Source organism: Ruegeria sp. B32 (genome assembly GCF_025141855.1).
Taxonomy (GTDB): Bacteria; Pseudomonadota; Alphaproteobacteria; order Rhodobacterales; family Rhodobacteraceae; genus Ruegeria; species Ruegeria arenilitoris.
The window spans coordinates 145597-162782 of record NZ_CP081107.1 but is presented as its reverse complement, the minus strand read 5'-3'; the positions used below and the strand labels follow the sequence as shown (position 1 = coordinate 162782).

General features: G+C 62.8%; 17 protein-coding genes. 4 read left to right on the top strand and 13 right to left on the bottom strand.

Annotated elements, in window-relative coordinates; genetic code table 11:
- The first annotated feature begins 71 nt into the window (after positions 1-71).
- Positions 72-1148, top strand: coding sequence for a DUF2793 domain-containing protein (locus K3752_RS18265; protein WP_260066721.1), 1077 nt, complete (start codon positions 72-74; stop codon positions 1146-1148).
- A gap of 33 nt (positions 1149-1181) precedes the next feature.
- Here K3752_RS18265 and K3752_RS18260 read toward each other — a convergent pair whose 3' ends face one another.
- Entirely contained in the window at positions 1182-2159 is a 978-nt protein-coding gene (locus K3752_RS18260; protein WP_170359331.1) for a GDP-L-fucose synthase, read from the bottom strand.
- Between the two features lie 10 nt (positions 2160-2169).
- Positions 2170-3294 carry a GDP-mannose 4,6-dehydratase gene (gene gmd, locus K3752_RS18255; RefSeq protein ID WP_260066719.1) on the bottom strand — a complete coding sequence of 375 codons (1125 nt, stop codon included), beginning with the start codon at positions 3292-3294 and terminating at the stop codon, positions 2170-2172.
- Positions 3295-3455: 161 nt separating this feature from the next.
- Between gmd and K3752_RS18250 the strand changes: the two genes are divergently transcribed.
- A complete protein-coding gene (locus K3752_RS18250) occupies positions 3456-4760 on the top strand; it encodes a UDP-glucose/GDP-mannose dehydrogenase family protein (RefSeq protein ID WP_260066717.1) in 1305 nt (434 codons plus the stop codon).
- A 37-nt stretch (positions 4761-4797) separates the two neighbouring features.
- Here the strand turns inward: K3752_RS18250 and K3752_RS18245 are convergent, their stop codons facing one another.
- Complete coding sequence (locus K3752_RS18245) at positions 4798-5676, bottom strand: phytanoyl-CoA dioxygenase family protein (protein WP_260066716.1); 879 nt, start codon at positions 5674-5676, stop codon at positions 4798-4800.
- Positions 5677-5782: 106 nt separating this feature from the next.
- Between K3752_RS18245 and K3752_RS18240 the strand changes: the two genes are divergently transcribed.
- The gene (locus K3752_RS18240) at positions 5783-6673 is read left to right on the top strand and encodes a LysR substrate-binding domain-containing protein (protein ID WP_260066714.1); all 891 of its coding nucleotides are present in this window, start codon (positions 5783-5785) and stop codon (positions 6671-6673) included.
- Here the strand turns inward: K3752_RS18240 and K3752_RS18235 are convergent.
- From K3752_RS18235 to K3752_RS18220, 4 genes are all read right to left on the bottom strand, one after another.
- Positions 6646-7725 carry a helix-turn-helix domain-containing protein gene (locus tag K3752_RS18235; RefSeq protein WP_260066712.1) on the bottom strand — a complete coding sequence of 360 codons (1080 nt, stop codon included), beginning with the start codon at positions 7723-7725 and terminating at the stop codon, positions 6646-6648. The two genes, K3752_RS18240 and K3752_RS18235, sit on opposite strands and share 28 nt — an antisense overlap.
- A 56-nt stretch (positions 7726-7781) precedes the next feature.
- Entirely contained in the window at positions 7782-8513 is a 732-nt protein-coding gene (locus K3752_RS18230; protein ID WP_260066710.1) for a hypothetical protein, read from the bottom strand.
- Entirely contained in the window at positions 8510-9079 is a 570-nt protein-coding gene (locus K3752_RS18225) for an RNA polymerase sigma factor (RefSeq protein WP_260066708.1), read from the bottom strand. Before K3752_RS18225 ends, K3752_RS18230 begins: the two co-directional genes overlap by 4 nt.
- A gap of 66 nt (positions 9080-9145) precedes the next feature.
- The gene (locus K3752_RS18220; RefSeq protein ID WP_170359319.1) at positions 9146-9835 is read right to left on the bottom strand and encodes a GntR family transcriptional regulator; all 690 of its coding nucleotides are present in this window, start codon (positions 9833-9835) and stop codon (positions 9146-9148) included.
- Between the two features lie 132 nt (positions 9836-9967).
- Here K3752_RS18220 and K3752_RS18215 point away from each other — a divergent pair, with 132 nt between their 5' ends.
- Positions 9968-10984 carry an Ldh family oxidoreductase gene (locus K3752_RS18215; RefSeq protein ID WP_170365969.1) on the top strand — a complete coding sequence of 339 codons (1017 nt, stop codon included), beginning with the start codon at positions 9968-9970 and terminating at the stop codon, positions 10982-10984.
- Here K3752_RS18215 and K3752_RS18210 read toward each other — a convergent pair.
- The 6 genes from K3752_RS18210 to K3752_RS18185 form a co-directional block, all read right to left on the bottom strand.
- Entirely contained in the window at positions 10981-12006 is a 1026-nt protein-coding gene (locus K3752_RS18210; protein WP_170359315.1) for a trans-3-hydroxy-L-proline dehydratase, read from the bottom strand. The two genes, K3752_RS18215 and K3752_RS18210, sit on opposite strands and share 4 nt — an antisense overlap.
- Before the next feature lie 7 nt (positions 12007-12013).
- A complete protein-coding gene (locus tag K3752_RS18205) occupies positions 12014-13252 on the bottom strand; it encodes an FAD-binding oxidoreductase (protein ID WP_170435595.1) in 1239 nt (412 codons plus the stop codon).
- Positions 13249-14184, bottom strand: a complete 936-nt coding sequence (locus tag K3752_RS18200; RefSeq protein WP_260066704.1) for a proline racemase family protein — start codon at positions 14182-14184, stop codon at positions 13249-13251. The genes K3752_RS18205 and K3752_RS18200 overlap by 4 nt, the downstream gene beginning before the upstream one ends.
- Positions 14175-15134 carry a dihydrodipicolinate synthase family protein gene (locus K3752_RS18195; protein WP_260066703.1) on the bottom strand — a complete coding sequence of 320 codons (960 nt, stop codon included), beginning with the start codon at positions 15132-15134 and terminating at the stop codon, positions 14175-14177. Before K3752_RS18195 ends, K3752_RS18200 begins: the two co-directional genes overlap by 10 nt.
- 170 nt (positions 15135-15304) lie before the next feature.
- Complete coding sequence (locus K3752_RS18190) at positions 15305-16363, bottom strand: ABC transporter ATP-binding protein (protein WP_170407438.1); 1059 nt, start codon at positions 16361-16363, stop codon at positions 15305-15307.
- Complete coding sequence (locus tag K3752_RS18185; RefSeq protein WP_260066701.1) at positions 16360-17154, bottom strand: IclR family transcriptional regulator; 795 nt, start codon at positions 17152-17154, stop codon at positions 16360-16362. Before K3752_RS18185 ends, K3752_RS18190 begins: the two co-directional genes overlap by 4 nt.
- Positions 17155-17186: the final 32 nt, after the last annotated feature.

The following is a 17186-nucleotide window of genomic DNA, read 5'->3' as shown; positions in this document are numbered from 1 at the left end:
ATTCATCCCATCCGCGGCAGGGTGGCTCGCAGCGAATTCCGTGAATCGATGGCCCAAGGAGGATCCCGCCCGTGTCCCAAAACACCCCCCGTTTGAATCTGCCGTTTCTGCAACCATCACAGGCGCAAAAACACGTCACCCACAACGAAGCGCTGCGGCAGCTGGACCTGATCGTGCAGCTGAGTGTTGTGGCTCTGGATGAAACCATTCCACCTGCGGCACCAGATCAAGGTGCCATCTACGGCTTGGGGGCCAGCCCGACAGGCGCCTGGGCGGGGAAGCCTGGGCAACTCGCGGCTTGGCTGGACAATGCTTGGGTCTTTGTCACGCCAGCAAACGGATGGCGTGTTTGGGAGCAAGCCGGCGCCGCGCTCAAGGTCTGGGACAACGGCGGATGGATCGATCCTCCGGTCAATACTGCGAACCTTGCCGGGGTCGGGGTCGCAACCGGATACGATCCGACCAATCGCCTGTCGGTTCGGGGTCCCGCCACATTGCTGAGCCATGACGGGAGCGGCCACCAGTTGAAGATCAACAAAGCGAGCGCGACTGACACCGCCTCACTCCTGTTTCAGTCCAACTGGACCGGCCACGCCGAGATGGGCCTTGCGGGCAGTACCGATTTTTCCATCAAGGTTTCACCGGATGGAGGCTCTTGGACCGAGGCGGTGCGCGTGGATGCCACATCGGGAACGATCAGCGGCGCGGCCGTTCAAGCCAACCCTGAAGATGTAACACCCGGACGGCTGATGCGAGCCGACTACGGATATGGACCGGGCAACCTCGTGGGTCCGGTGACGCAGTCTGGCGGGACCCCGACCGGCGCAGTGATCGAACGCGGCGCAAATGCGAACGGCGAATTCGTTCGTTTCGCGGACGGAACTCAGATCTGCACCCTCGCGGCGAGTGCGGTGGCCTGTACTGCCGGCATGGGGCCACTATTTGCAAGCGCCCAGAATACTTGGACTTTCCCCGCGCCTTTTGCTGTGGGCAGTACTCCAACCCTGAGCGGCAGCGGTAATGCTCTGGGACGGTTCATCAGCTTCGATTTGCCGACCGAAACACAGGTAGCGTGGCAAGTTCTGTCGGCGGTGTCCGATCCGGCAGCGATACCCCCGGCGGTCTCGGCCATCGGTCGCTGGTTCTGATCAGCGAACGCACCCGGTCTTTGGGCCGGGTGCCTATTTGGCCCGCAGGTCGTCGGCCGATTGATCAAGGAACCAGGCATAGGTCTCGCGGATACCATCTTCGAGGCCTATGCGTGCCTTCCAGCCCATCTTGGCCAACCGGGAAACGTCCATCAGCTTGCGCATCGTACCATCTGGCTTGGTGGTGTCCTGCGTGATCCGGCCGGTATATCGGGTGATTTTGGCGATCAGTGCGGCCAGCTCGGCAATCGAAACGTCCTGCCCGCAGCCCACGTTTATGTGGCTCAGCATGGGTTGCGTATTGGCCTGATACACGTCCTGCGGCAAATCCATTACGAACAGCGATGCCTCGGCCATGTCATCGACATGCAGGAATTCACGCCGCGGCTTCCCAGTTCCCCAGATCACCACTTCGTCCAACCCGTCGCGTTTGGCTTCGTGGAAGCGGCGGATCAGTGCTGGCAGAACATGGCTGTTCTCAGGGTGGAAATTGTCGCCCGGCCCATACAGGTTGGTCGGCATGACCGACCGGTAGTCGACCCCGTGCTGGCGGTTGTAGCTTTCGCACAGCTTGATTCCGGCGATCTTGGCGACCGCATAGGGTTCGTTTGTCGGCTCCAAAACACCCGTCAGCAACGCGTCTTCGCGCATCGGCTGCGCTGCTTCACGCGGGTAGATGCAGGAACTGCCCAGCTGCAAAAGACGCCGTACGCCGGCCGCAAAAGCCTGATGGATCACGTTGCACTCGATCATCAGATTTTCGTAAATGAAATCTGCAGGATACGTGTTGTTGGCGTGAATCCCCCCCACCTTGGCAGCGGCCAGGATCACGACGTCTGGCCGCTCGGCCTGCATGAAGGCGCGGACGGCCGCCTGATCGGTCAGATCCAATTCGGAATGGGTTCGGGTCACCAGTTCAAGCGCCTCACCATCAGCCTGGCGCGCCTTGAGCTGACGCAGGATTGCTCCACCCACCATGCCACGATGTCCGGCGATGTAGATCTTGCGCATTTCTGCCTCCTCAGCCGTTTTCCAGGCTGACCGGCAATTCGAACCCATGCTCTTTCAACAAGGCGTGGCGCTTGGCGGTTTTGAGGTCTTCCCGCACCATCTCTGCGCACATTTCCTGCACGGTCAGCTCCGGCTCCCATCCCAATTTGGCCTTGGCGTTCGACGGGTCACCCAGCAGAGTGTCCACCTCGGCGGGTCGGAAATACTGCGGGTCGATCCGCATGATCACGTCGCCGGGTTTCAGCGCTGGGGCGTTGTCGCCTTCAATCGCCGTCACCGTTGCGACCTCGTCCACACCGCTGCCCGAAAACTCCAAGGTAAGCCCAAGCTCGGCCGACGACCATTCGATGAATTGGCGCACGGAATACTGCTTGCCGGTGGCAATAACAAAATCCTCGGGCTTGTCCTGCTGCAGCATCATCCACTGCATCCGCACGTAGTCCTTGGCATGGCCCCAATCGCGCAGACTGTCGATATTCCCCATGTAAAGGCACTTCTCCAAGCCCTGGGCGATGTTGGCCAGACCACGCGTGATCTTGCGGGTGACAAAGGTTTCGCCGCGGCGCGGGCTTTCGTGATTGAACAGGATTCCGTTGCAGGCATACATCCCGTACGCCTCGCGGTAATTGACCGTGATCCAATACGAATACAGCTTGGCCACCGCGTAGGGCGAGCGGGGATAGAACGGAGTCGTTTCGCGCTGCGGAGTTTCCTGGACCAGCCCATAGAGTTCCGACGTTGACGCCTGATAGAACCGGGTCTTGTTTTCAAGTCCCAAAAACCGGATCGCCTCAAGCAGACGCAGGGTGCCGATGGCATCGACATCCGCGGTATATTCCGGCGACTCGAAGCTGACGGCCACGTGAGATTGGGCACCCAGATTGTAGACTTCGTCGGGCTGAACCTCCTGAATGATGCGGGTCAGGTTCGAGGTATCGCTCAGATCACCGTAGTGCAGCCGCAGCTTCGGATCAGGCTCGTGGGGGTCCTGATAGATGTGGTCAATCCGTTGGGTATTGAACGAGGATGCCCGACGCTTGATCCCGTGAACCTCATAGCCCTTTGCCAACAGAAATTCGGCCAGGTAAGACCCGTCCTGTCCTGTAACTCCAGTGATCAGCGCTTTTTTGGTCATCAGTTTGTTCCACCAGTTTCATGGACGCCCATTTGTCGCCCCAAAAACAGCAAGATGTCATGGAATGCAACCCGAGGCCACTGTCAGGCATTGAAACCGGCGGAAGTTTCTCCGAATGTGTGGCCGCCCGAGGTGGCATTGGTAACAAGGGAATTTGAATAATGCGTATTGCGATGATCGGCACCGGATATGTGGGTCTGGTGTCCGGTGTGTGCTTCTCGGATTTCGGCCATGACGTCATTTGCGTCGACAAAGCCGAAGCTAAGATCCAGATGCTGCAGGACGGAAAGGTTCCGATCTACGAACCGGGACTGGATGTTCTGATGGCCAAGAACGTGGCCGCCGGCCGGCTGAGCTTTACCACCGATCTGGCGAATGCGGTGAAAGGCGCGGATGCCGTCTTCATAGCTGTCGGGACACCAACCCGCCGCGGCGACGGCCATGCGGATCTGACCTATGTGATGGCAGCGGCCGAGGAAATCGCCCATGCCATGGATGGCTACACCGTGGTGGTGACCAAATCCACGGTTCCGGTCGGGACCAACCGCAAGGTTCAGGAAGTTGTCGCGGCGGCAAACCCCAAGGCAGACTTTGATGTCGCCTCGAACCCGGAATTCCTGCGCGAAGGCGCTGCGATCGACGATTTCATGCGCCCGGACCGCGTCGTTGTAGGGGTCGAGAACGACCGCGCCGCCGAGGTGATGGCCGAAATCTACCGCCCACTTTACCTGCGCGATTTTCCGATCCTGACGACGGATCTGGAAAGCGCCGAAATGATCAAATATGCGGCAAATGCCTTTCTCGCCACCAAGATCACGTTCATCAACGAAATCGCTGGCCTGTGCGAGCGGGTCGGTGGCGACGTCAAGGAAGTGGCGCGCGGCATCGGCTTGGATGGGCGTATTGGAAACAAGTTCCTGCATGCCGGCCCCGGTTACGGCGGATCATGCTTTCCCAAGGACACCGCGGCGCTTGCGCGGATCGGACAGGAACATGCCTTCCCCATGCAGATCACCGAAACCGTCATGCGCGTGAATGACGAGGTCAAAAAACGCATGATCGAAAAGATCCGCGAAGCCTGCGACGACAGTTTCAACGGCAAGACCGTGGCGGTTCTTGGGGTGACGTTCAAACCCAACACCGATGACATGCGCGATGCTCCATCACTGACCATCGTGCCCGCCCTGATCGGTGGCGGCGCCAAAGTTCGCGTGGTCGACCCTCAGGGCCGGTCCGAGGGTGAGGCTCTGCTACCAGGTGTGGAGTGGGTCGAAGACCCGTATGCCGCAGCCAAGGACGCGGACGCATTGGTGCTGTTGACCGAATGGAACGAGTTCCGCGCGCTGAACCTGACGCAGATGGCGGCTGAGATGAAATCTCCACGCATGGTCGACCTGCGGAACATCTATTCAAGCGACAAGGTCAAGAAATCCGGTTTTGAAACCTATGTCGGGGTTGGGCGCTAGGCGTCCAATTCCCTAGCCTTTGGGTTTCGAACCCGGCTCAATCATAGAGCGGAACGGTGACCTTGGCCCCAGCTGCCAGCGCCTTGCCCAGATCGCGGCGCACCTGTTCGTACAGGGCAAGCGACTCGTCGGAAAACAGGGTGGCGGGCGGATCGACATGGATGAAGTTTCCCTGCCGGTCCTCTCCGCGCGCGACCATCGCGTAGTCGCGGTCCGCCACCAACTGCTTCGCATTCGGGCTGATATAGCGGATGGCCATCCCGATACGCCGATCGTCCGACCGGTTCGGACCCGAGCCATGAATGGTCAGCCCGTGGTGCAGTGACATCTGCCCGGGCGCCAGTTCGATATGGGTTTTGTCTTCCTCGGCCACTTCGACCGCAATCTCCTGCCCGCGCGACAGCAGGTTGGTCTCGGAATAGGTATCATTGTGCGGAAGTATTGGGTTCTTGTGGCTGCCCCGGACAAAATCCATGCAGCCGCTTTCCACGGTTGCCGGCGACAGGGCCAGCCAGGCCGTAACCTGATCCGGGGTCTCGCCCATCCCCCAATAGGTCAGGTCCTGATGCATGCCAACTGTCTGGACGGTGCGCGGTTCTTTGATGAAAAACTCGGCCGACCAGATCATGATGTCCGGACCCAAGACGCCTTCGACGGCATCCAGTATACGCGGATCCATGGCCAGTCGCGCCGCCAGAGGCATGACGAGGTGTGAGTTCACGCGCTTGTAGGTATTCAGCGGCAGAGGCAGATCGGCGGCCATCCAGTCGCGTTCAATCTGCTCGAGTTCCGAGCGCACCTGCGCGGCCTCGTCAGCAGACAGAATATCCAGCGGAAACAGGAAGCCGTCTTCCCAGTATTGCGCTGCTTGCGATGGGGTCAGTTTGTGCCGGGCCAGGTCTTGGATGTCGGGCATGGGTGCACCTTTTCGGATCGGTTCACGCACAGCCTAGCCGAACCGGTCTTGCGACGAGAACGCAAAGCCTTGCCTGTCAGGACAAGTTCAGCTTAGCCTGATTGCCATGTCGACCCGCATCCCCTCTCTCAACTGGCTGCGCGTTTTCGAGGCCGCAGCCCGCACCGAAAGCTTTGCCCGTGCTGCCGCCCAGCTAAACATGTCGGCCGCCGCCGTCAGCCAACAGGTCAAGGCGCTGGAAACTCGTCTGGGCACGCCGCTGTTTCATCGCCATGCCCATGCCGTCACTTTGACCGAGGCCGGGCGGGCGTACCTGCCGGTCGTGCAGCAATCGCTGGTGATGCTGGACTCAGCCACTACCGGCCTGTTCGGCCAGACCCGGGACCAACGGCTGTATGTCCAATCCGTGTTGTTGTTCGCGCAAGGGGTGCTTGCGGCGGGCCTGACCCAGTTCCAAAAATCCCATCCTCAGATCAACCTGTCCCTGACGACCGGGAACCGGATCGCCGACTTCGCCAATCGTTTTACCGACCTGCAGATCGTGTTCGGCAACCCGACGCTGTTCGGCTCCGAAGGTGACATGCTGTTGACCGAGACCCTTTTTCCCGTGGCACCACCGGACATTGCCGACCAGATCAGCACTCCGCTGGATCTGGCCCGGTTTCCGCTGATCGAGGTTTCGACCCACAGGGCCAGTTGGCCGCACGTGTTCGAAGCCCTGCGGCTGCCGACCGGGCAGGCTCAGTATTTCTTCGCGGACAACTCAGTGATGGCGGCCGAGCTATCCGCGCAAGGGGTCGGGATCGCCCTGGCCCGCGCGCCCGCGTCTGACCGGATCATGCGGATGTCTGGCCTGGTGCCATGTCTGCCCGAGGTGGCCGTGCCGGGCCGGGATGCCTACCACCTGATCTACCCTTCACGGGCCACATTGCGGCCACCCGCGCGCGCGTTCCGTGAATGGTTGTTGGACTACAGCGCGGCAGCCCAAACCCGATAACGGCCCTGCCCGGTCACTTCGCGGATCAACCCACGTTCGGTGAACTTGTCGAGATTGCGCTGCACGGCTGCACGCGATGCCTGCGTCAACTCCTCGGCCAATGGCGCAGAAACCATGGGCCAGGCGGTCAGCACATCAATCAGGACCGGCGGCGTCCGCCCGCTGAGATCCGTGGTGGCCTCGCGTGCCCGGGCCTCCCACGCGCTGACGCGATCCAGATGCAGCAGCGCGGCCAAGGCCGCCTGCCCTGCCCCCCGAACCCAAGCGTTGAGTTTTTCCTCTGGCGTGCCGATGCCGCGCAGCGCCCCGGGGCCCGACAGTGCCAGCGGCATGAACAGTGCCCCGCCCCGACCCATCGTGGCCGCATGCCGCGCAGCGATCACCGCTGCTTCGGTATCCTGTCCATTTCCTTGCGAAAGCGCGCGCCATGCATGAAAGGCAATGGCCGACTGCGTGACAGGGTGCAGGGCTTGCGCGCTGTCCATCACTTCGGCCAAGTCCGCGACCGCTTCTGGAACTTCGTCTATCCCCTGAGCCATCCGGTCCAGAAAGGCGGCCAGCCCCGATTGCCAGCCGCCGTCCGACGGCCCTGCGCCCGAAGTCAGTCGCCGAACCGCCCAACCCGCCCGAAACAATGCTTGCACATCGTCCCCGGTGGCTCCGATACGCAACCCGGTCCACAGGGCAAGCCGATCAACGCTGATCCGGTCGCCGGTCCACCACCCCAGGTCGGATACGTCCATCAGGGCCAGCCGGTGAGTCCACCCCTTTGGACCACTGCGCAACCGCTCGTCCAACGCCCCGAAGGTCAAGGTCAGATCCGCCAAGCCCTGCGCCACTTCGGCCTGGGCGGCGCGCCAGTCCCGCGGGTCGAACAAAGCGCCTCGATCGGCACGCGGACCCGGCGGCAACATGTCCTCGGGCGCCGCTGCATCTTCGGGCGGCAGAAACCAAAGGTCTTCGTCGTCCGGCGGATCGACGTCATAGATACTTCGCGGCCCGTCCAGGACATCGTCCTCGTCCGGGTCCGGGTTCGTGGCCTTGGTCGTCATGCCATGCATTGTTCGGCCAATCGCACCGGTTCACAAGAGGTTTTGCGCAAGGCGGCTCAGCCGGCGAATGTCTGGGCCAGGTAATCCAGCTGCACGGTCAAATCGTTGTCCGGCCGGTTCCCCAACAGCATGTATCCGTACCCGTCGCGCGCCCACCGGGCCGTTGCAAGCCCGCTCAGGACTTCCTGCTTCAACTCTGAATTCGGCGCGCCATCGCCTTGGCGGATCACGCACAGCGCAAAGGGATTGCCATCAGCGTCGGCAAAAACGATCTGAACCAATGGTTTGCCCTTGAAGGACAAAACCTGCGCGGCCTTCAGTTCCAGCCCCGGCAAACCTTCAAGCGAATCCCGGTTCAGCGGGCGGCCCAGTTTCTCTTCGGCCAATGAGATCTGGGCGTCGACGAGCGCCGGCGGGTATTCCAGCGTTGCAATCGAATCCGGCGTGTAAAGCGACTGGTACAGGGCCGCCTGCTCTGCCCATCCCATCGGCTGTGAGCGGGTCAGCCAAAAGGTCAGAGATACGGCCAACACGGCCGCGGCAGCCGCGACGCCCAACAGGCGCCAGGGCCCCGCCAAAGCCGGAACCCTAGGCGGCAGTTCAACTTGTGGCGCTGCGGCGGGAATGTCACGGAACACCTCGCGAACCACCGGCGCGATCGGATCCAGATCCATCAGGCGCTGCTCCAGTTCCGGATCGTTCTCAACAGCGGCCTCGATGGCATCGCTTTCCCCAGACCCCAATGAGCCTTGCAGATAGGCCTTTAGCGTATCGTCGGAAAAGGTCATGAGTCCCTCCGTCGGTCGGACGCAGCGGCATCCTGCGGCATCGCAGCTTGCAGTTTCTTGCGGGCATTGGAAAGCCGGCTCATGATCGTACCAATCGGAACCTCCAGCAACGCGGCGGCCTCGCGATAACTGTAGCCCTCGACAAAGACCAGCATGACCGTTTCGCGTTGCGCCTCGGGCAGTTGCATCACCTGTGTAAACACTTCCCGCGCAAAAATATTCATTTCGGCGTCGGTACCCGGCGCGACCAATTCGGCGTCCGGCGTTGCGGCCAACCCCTGGGACTTGCGCACGGTCCGCGCCCGCAGCTCGTTCAACCAGATCGACCGGCAGATCGTCATCAGCCACGAATCCAACCGATCAGTATGCGTAACCTGATGGCTTCGCTCCAACGCGCGCAGGCAAGTGGCCTGGGTCAGGTCGTCGGCAACATCCTGCGCCCCCGACAGAGCCAGCGCAAACCGCCAGACACGTCTGGAATACGCCCCAATCGCCTGACGCACGGCCTGTTCCGAACTGTTGAGGTCATCACTGGGCACTTGGTCGATCCATGTTTTGGCACGCATCCCGCGACGCCAGAACTGGCACAGACCGAGAAGAATTGAAAACGCTTTCTTTCCGGTCGCTTGGCGTCAGCGTCCGACCGCTTCCTCGGACGCTCGCTTGGCGGCCACCAGCGCCAGCAGTTGATCCTTGGTTCGTCCGATATGCGCGGACAGAAGCGCACAAGCCTGCTCGACCTGCCCATCCCGGGCAAGGCGCAGCAATTCGCGATGCTCTTTGCGGGCCGGTTCGCGTTGTTGCATTACACTGAGATGCATTCGGATGTACCGGTCCGACTGCAGGCTCACGCGATGCAGCAGCTCGTTGGTCAGGCTTCGGTTCGCGGCCGCATAGAGGGCCGAATGGTACTGGTAGTTCAGCGCGCCCCACCGGCTGACGTCGTTGGCGTCGTACGACGCCTCCATCTGCTCCAGCAGTTGTTCGCAGCGCGCAAAGTCAGATTGGGTCATCTGCGGAATTGCCCGACGGAACAGGTCGGTCTCCAACAGCGACCGCAGGTCGAAGATCTCGCCGATCTCGGACAGGGAATGGCGCGTGACCCGCGCACCGCGATTGTTCGTCAGCTGAACCAGTCCTTCGGCATCAAGCTGTTTGAGCGCCTCGCGCACCGGCATGCGCGACACGTCATAGTCTTCGGCCAATGCCTCCTGACGGATCGTCTCGCCTTCCGCCAGATCACCGCTGAGAATGCGTTCACGCAAGTCGGACGCGATTGCATCGGGAAGGCTTTGACGGGTGATTGCGCGTTTTGCTGCCAAGGATCTGTCCGCATTTGCATTTTGGATACAAATATCCGCCCCGAGGCGCTTTTCCAACCGCCTATCGGGTTGAACAGGGCTAGGGTTCCCCGCTACCCCTTTGGCAACCGAGATCAAACCCAGGGACGGAACATGAGCGAAACGGTACGGCTGACGCCTGAAGAAATGACCGATCTGAGCCTGAAGGTTCTGTCCCATGTGGGTTATGGCCCCGACCACGCGCAGGCGATCGCGGAACTATTGACCACCTGCCAGATGGACGATTGCCAGTCGCACGGGCTGTTTCGCCTGTTCATGTGCGCCCAGACCATGCAGGCCGGCAAGATCGACGGCCATGCGCAGCCCCGGGTCGCCCCCTCGGACAATGCCATCGTTCGCGTCGACGCGCAGGGCGGCATGTCGTTGCTGGCCTTCGAAACTGGCCTGCCGCATCTGATCGACAAGACCCGCACCCACGGGATCTCGGCCATGGCGATCAACCGCTGTTTTCATTTCTCGGCCCTGTGGCCCGAGGTCGAGGCCCTGTCGGCCCAGGGGCTTGCGGCCATGGCGATGGTGCCCAGCCATTCCTGGGTGGCCCCGGCCGGAGGCACGCGCGGCAGCCTGGGCACCAACCCACTGGCCTTCAGCTGGCCCCGCATGGGCAAAGACCCGTTCACCTTCGATTTCGCGACCAGCGCTTTCGCCCGCGGCGAGATCGAGCTGTACAAGCGCGCGGGCAAACCCCTGCCCGAAGGCGTGGCGATCGACAAAGACGGCAACCCCACGACCGACCCGCAAGCGGCGCTGGACGGCGCGATGCTGACCTTCGGCGGCTACAAAGGCTCGGCCCTGTCGATCATGATCGAACTTCTGGCCGGCCCGCTGATCGACGACCTGACCAGCCTGGAGAGCATGGAGTTCGCCCAAGGCACGGGCGGCGCGCCTTACCACGGCGACATCATCATCGCCTTCGACCCCGACCAGTTCAGCGGCGGGCGACGACAGGCCAACGACGCGCGGGCCGAGCGCCTGTTTGCCGATATCCTCGATCAGGGCGCGCGCCTGCCGTCACAGCGCCGCTTTGCCGCCCGCGCGCGCAACACCGCCCGGGGATATGCCGAGGTTTCCGCGCAACTGCATCGCGACCTGCTGGCCCTTCTGGACTAGGCACCCCAGGTGTCGCCCAGGCGGTAACCTTGCGGCCAGGGGTCGTTGGGGTCCAGCATGTACTGGTGGATGCCGGTGATCCATCCGCGGCCCGAGATCTCGGGCAGGATGGCCGGATGGTCGCCGACATGGGTCGTGCCCAGTATACGGCCGGCAAACCGCGAGCCGATGATCGACACCGCGTCAAAGCTCTGGCCCGGCCGCATCTGCCCCCGCGCGGCCATCAGCGCCATGCGGGCCGAAACGGCGGTACCGGTGGGCGAGCGGTCGACCTTGCCGGGCTGGATCGCCACCGCGGATCGGCCGGTCAGGCCGGTTTCTGTTTCGGCAAGCGGTCCGCAGAACGCGCAGAACGAGATGTGGTTCCAATCCGGGTTTTCGGGATGCGCAAAGCCCAGCTGCGCATTGGCAGCGTCGGTGATCGCCACCCCCAGACGGGCGATGTCGGCGGCCTCGTCCTCGGTGATGCGCAGCCCCAGCGCCGCGGCGTCGACCACGACGAAACTGTCCCCGCCATAGGCGGTGTCCACCGTCAGGGTCCCCAGCCCCTCGACCTCGAGCGGCGCGGCGAGGCGGTCGGCAAAGCTGGGCAGGTTCTGGACGTAGATCCGTACTGCCTTGCCGTTGCGGCATTCGGCCCGCACCCGCACCAGCCCGCCCGGCGCCTCGAGCGTCAGGTGGGTTTCCGGTTCGGTCATCGGCAGGATGCCCCCGTCCAGCAGCACTGTCGCCACGCATATCGCGTTCGAGCCGGACATGGGCGGCGTGTCCTCGGGCTCCATTATGATGAAGGCGGCGTCGGCATCAGGATGTTTGGGCGGCACCAGCAGGTTGACATGGCGGAACACCCCGCCGCGCGGCTCGTTCAGCACGAAGTTGCGCAGGGTCTGGTCGCGGGCGATGAAGCTGCGTTGCGCCCAGATCGTGTCGCCGGGCGGCGGGGCGACACCGCCGACGATCACATCCCCCACTTCACCCTCGGCATGGGCCGAGATCACGTGGATGGTCTTGCTGCTGCGCATCCCCCGCTCAGAACCGGGTGGCGGCGAAGGGATCGACCGGGATGGACGGATCGGTGCCGTCGATCAGCGCGCCCACCAGTTCGGCGGTCCCCGCCGACTGGGTCAGGCCCAGATGGCCGTGCCCGAAGGCGTAGATCAGGTTCGGCGATTTCGAAGACCGTCCGATCACCGGAATGCTGTCGGGCAGCGAGGGGCGGAACCCCATCCACTGCGTCCCGCCTTCGGTCTTCAACCCCGGCAGGAACTGGCGCGCCTTGTTCAGCAAGGTATCGGCGCGTTTGAAATTGGGCGGCAGGTCAAGCCCGCCCAGTTCGACCGCACCGCCGATGCGCACACCGCCGTTAATCTTGGTGGCCACGAAAGCATGCCGCGAGAAGGCAAGGTGCAGCCGCAGGTCGAACGCGCCCGGCGGCAGGGTCGTGTTATAGCCCCGCTCGGTCTCGAGCGGGATCCGGTCGCCCACCGTGCGGGTCAGGTGGTGCGACCACGCCCCGGCGGCCACGACCACCTTGCTGGCATCCGCCGCACCCTGGTCGAAGCGCACCCAGACGCCCGTGTCCGACAGCTCCAGCGCGCGTACGGGGCGCGTTTCGATCACCCCGCCACGGTCGCGAAACACCTGTGCCAGATGCTCGACCCAGCGCTTGGGGTCGACGGTATTCCACCAGTGTGGCGTGAACCCGGCATGGGTAAAACGCGGGCTGAGCCCGGGCTGGATCTCGGCGATCGCTTCGGGGCTTTCCAGCAGATCGAAGGCGATGCCATGCCGGCGACGCAACTCCCACGTGGGCAAGGCGGCGCGGAACTCGGCCGCGCTTTCGTACAACTGCAACTGCCCGTCGCGCTGCATCATCGCCTCGCCACCCGTATCGGCGATCTGCCGTTCGGTCGCGGCCTGGCACAGGCGCATCAGGTTGGCCTGCGCGGCGACCAGCGCCTGGTACCGGCTGGGGCGGCTGGCCCGCCAGAACCGCCACATCCACGGCGCGATCTGCAGGGCATAGGCGGGCGGGATCGACAGCGGCCCCAACGGATCGAGCAGCCATTTCGGGGCCTTTTTCATGATCCCCGGCGTGGCCAGAGGTTCGACCTCGGGGAAGGCGAACGCCCCGGCATTTCCCGCCGAACTGCCCGCGGCCACGCCTTCGCGGTCCAGTATCTGAACCGTGTAACCCCGACGCTGCAATTCCAGCGCTGCGCTGATACCAACGACGCCGGCACCTATGACGATGACATCTTTCTTCATGTGATCTCTATACCCGAACGGAATGGATCGGCGGGATCAAAAATCAAGCGGCTTTCGGCCATCACGAAAGCCTGACCGGTGATCGAGGGGATCACCCCGCCGTTCGGACCCGGCTGATAGGACAGCCGATAGGGGCTGCCGATGACGCTGGACTGCACGATTTCTTCACCCGGCGCCAAGCGCCCATCGGCCGCCAGACAGGCCAACCGCGCCGAACTGCCCGTGCCGCAGGGCGAGCGGTCATAGGCGTCATCGGGGCACAGAACGAAGTTTCGGCTGTGGACGCCGGAGGCCGGCGCGGTCTCCTGAAAAATCACATGATCGATCGGCTCGCCCGCTTCGCCGCCCACGCCCTGCGCGACCGAGGCCTGCCGAATGGCGACGCCCAGATCGGTCAGTTGCCGGATGTTCGCGGGCTCGACCGGCACCGGGCTGGGATCGACGATAAAGAACCAATTGCCGCCATAGGCCACATCACCTGTAACCGGCCCGAAATCCGGAACCTCGATCGTAACGGCCTGATGCACCCGCCGGCTTTCGATGTTGGTTACTGTCACTGTGTTGGGATCGTGCAGCTCCACCGTGACCACCCCTGCGGGCGTTTCGATCCGGTGGATGCCAACACCGATCCGCCCAAGATGGGCCAGCGTCACGGTCAACCCAATCGTGCCATGCCCGCACATGCCAAGCACCGCATCCACGTCGAAGAAGATCACCCCGGTCACGCAGGACGGATCGACCGGGGGCACCAGCAGCGCCCCCACCATCGCTGGCTGACCGCGCGGCTCCAGCATGACCGAGCGCCAGAACGGGCGGTGCTGAGTCGCCAAAAGCCCTGCGCGTTCGGACAGAGGACCGCTGACCAGATCGGGCGCGCCGTCCAGAATCACGCGCGTCGGCTCTCCGCCGGTATGGCTGTCGATCACATGCACGCGGCAATCACCCCGCCTTGCCTTGACCAGTCTGCAAACCAGGCGCGAAACAAGCTGTACTGTTGTTCGCAATAGTGGCGCTGCGCATCGGTCAGCGCGTCAGTTTCGTTGAAGTGCAAGCGGTATTCATCCTCGCCGTTCAGCGCCAGAAGGTGCTTGTAGTACAGAACCAGGTCAGGGCCTTCATCGAAACTGGACAGCACGTGGATGGCCTCTGTCAACTCCTGTGCGCGCTGGCGGGCCTCGGCGCTGCCAGAAGCCGCTTTTTTCGACAAAGCGGTCAGCAGCAGAACCTCTTTGGGCAGTACGTTGCCGATGCCAGTGATCGCGCCGGTTGCGCCACAATTGACGATGCCATGGTAGACGGCCGTATCGACCCCCACCATCAGCGTCACCTGGTCATCACGGCTGGTGATGTTTTCAGCCGCATAGCGCAGATCGTCCTTCCCACCGAATTCTTTGAAACCCACCAGGTTGGGATGCTCGGCCCGCAGGGCGAAGAAAAGGTCGGCGCGGGTGGCGAACCCGTAATGCGGACTGTTGTAAATGACCGCCGGGATATCCGGGGCCGCCGAGAGGATGGCCTTGAAATGATTGCGCTGTGCCGTGACCGAGCTGCCGCGCGACAGGACGCGCGGGATCACCATAAGCCCCGCCGCACCTGCCTTTTGCGCATGCGCCGCGTGGGTCACGGCGGATTGCGTGTTGACCGCCCCGGTGCCCACCACCACGGGCAGGCCCGCGCCGATCAACCGCTCGACCCCTTCCATCCGCTGTTCGTCGGTCAGCAGCGGCCAGTCGCCCATCGACCCGCAGTAGACGACTGCGGACATGCCCGCCTCGATCATCTGCTGACCCTTTCGCACCAAGGCGTCAAAGTCGGGCTGACGGTCGGGCGTACAAGGGGTCATGAGCGCGGGCATGGTGCCGGTAAAGACGTCGGGTGACATGTGGCCGATCCTTTCCAAGTTGCCCGCGTCCATCGCCGGGCGGTCAGATTTCCTGTCTCAACCCCGCAGTATCGGATTTTGTATCCAAAATCCATATGATTCGTCTGGCAAAAGGAAAACGCGCCAGGCAGAGGGCCCGGCGCGTTTACATTTTCCAATTGAACAACGGTTCAGCGCAACCGCATCCCGCTTTCCGGGTCAAACAGCATGGCGCGTTCGGGCCGAACCGAGATTCCGATCCGTTCGCCCGTTTTGCTGCGCTGGTCGTCCCGCTCCTCGACGATCAACTTGTCACCGTTGGGCGTCAGCAAATAACTGTAGGAGACGCCGCCAAGCGCTTCGGTCAGATCGACGGTACAGGTGTCGCCGGACCGATCCACGGCAATATGTTCCGGGCGGATTCCCAGGACCACCTTCTTGGCATCGGTCGGCACGCCATTGGTGACGGGGATCGAGTCCGTCAGAGCCGGGTGGCGCACCGTTCCTTCGACGACATCGCACTCCAGAAAGTTCATTGCGGGCGAGCCGATGAACCCCGCCACGAACCGGTTGTCGGGGTCCCGATACAGATCCATCGGAGCGCCCACCTGCTCGATCCGGCCATCGCGCAGCACCACGATCTTGTCGGCCATGGTCATAGCTTCGACCTGGTCGTGGGTGACGTAGATCATCGTCGCGCCGATCTCCTGGTGCAGACGGGCGATCTCAACCCGCATTTCCACGCGCAGTTCGGCATCGAGGTTCGACAGCGGCTCGTCGAACAGAAAAACCTCGGGGCCGCGCACGATGGCCCGGCCGATGGCGACCCGCTGACGCTGGCCACCCGACAAGGCCTTGGGCTTGCGCTTGAGATACTGGTCCAGCTTGAGGATTTCTGATGCTTCGGCGACCTTCTTGTCGATCTCGGCCTTGGGCACGCCGTTCATGCGCAGTCCAAAGCCCATGTTCTCGGCCACGGACATGTGCGGATACAGGGCGTAGGTCTGGAACACCATCGCGACACCGCGCTTGGCCGGGTCCATGTGGGTCACGTCACGCTGACCGATGCGGATTTCACCCTCGGTGGTTTCTTCCAGCCCGGCGATCATCCGCAACAGGGTGGATTTGCCACAGCCCGACGGCCCGACAAAAACGCAGAACTCGCCGTCCTCGATTTCCAGATCAATGCCGTGAATGACCTGGGTCTGGCCATAACGCTTGATTGCGCCCTTCAGGGTAACGCCTGTCATGATGCTTGCATCCTGTCCTTGCGGCCCTCGGGGAACCGCCATGCTTCGGCTTCGGACCCGATCTGGTCGGCCGAACGCCGCACCCGAGGGACCCATTTCTTCAACTGGTCAAAATCCATGCGCTGGGTCGATCCGGTGATCGAGATCGCCCCCAGTACCCGCCCGCTCGATGTTAGGATCGGACAGGCCACGCAGATGATGCCGGGCTCGTGCTCTTCATCATCCATGGCGAACCCCCGTTCGCGGATCCGGGCCAGATCCGCCCGCAGCACCGCCTCCGAGGTCAGCGTCTTGTCGGTAAAGCGGTGAAAGCTTTGCTGCGAGATCGCCTTGTCCAACCGGTCGTCATCCAGAAAGGCGAGCATCGCCTTCCCCACACCGGTGCAATAGGCCGGGCCAACCTTTCCGGCTTCGGAATACATCTCGACCGGGTTTTTGGCATTGCGCTTGTCCACATACAGAACCTGACTGGAATCAAGCTGCGCAAGGTGCACCGTCTCGCCGGTTTCCAAGCTGAGCGCATCCAGGATCGGCCGCGCGATCGGCGCGAGCGAGCTTTGCGTCCAGGCCGAATGCGCCAGCCGCACCAGCCGCAGCCCCGGCGAATAGGTCTGCCGGTCTGGGTCGTAAGACAACATGCCCTGATTGGTAAGCGACTGCAGAAACCGGTACAGGGACGCCTTGGGAAAGCTGCTGCTTTCCAGCAATTCGGCAAACCGCACAGGCCGGCCGAACGCCGCGACCTGTTCCAGCACGTCACATGCTTTGCCGATGGTTCCGTCACCTGCCACGGGTCTGATTTCTCCTCCACTTCCCCTTGCGG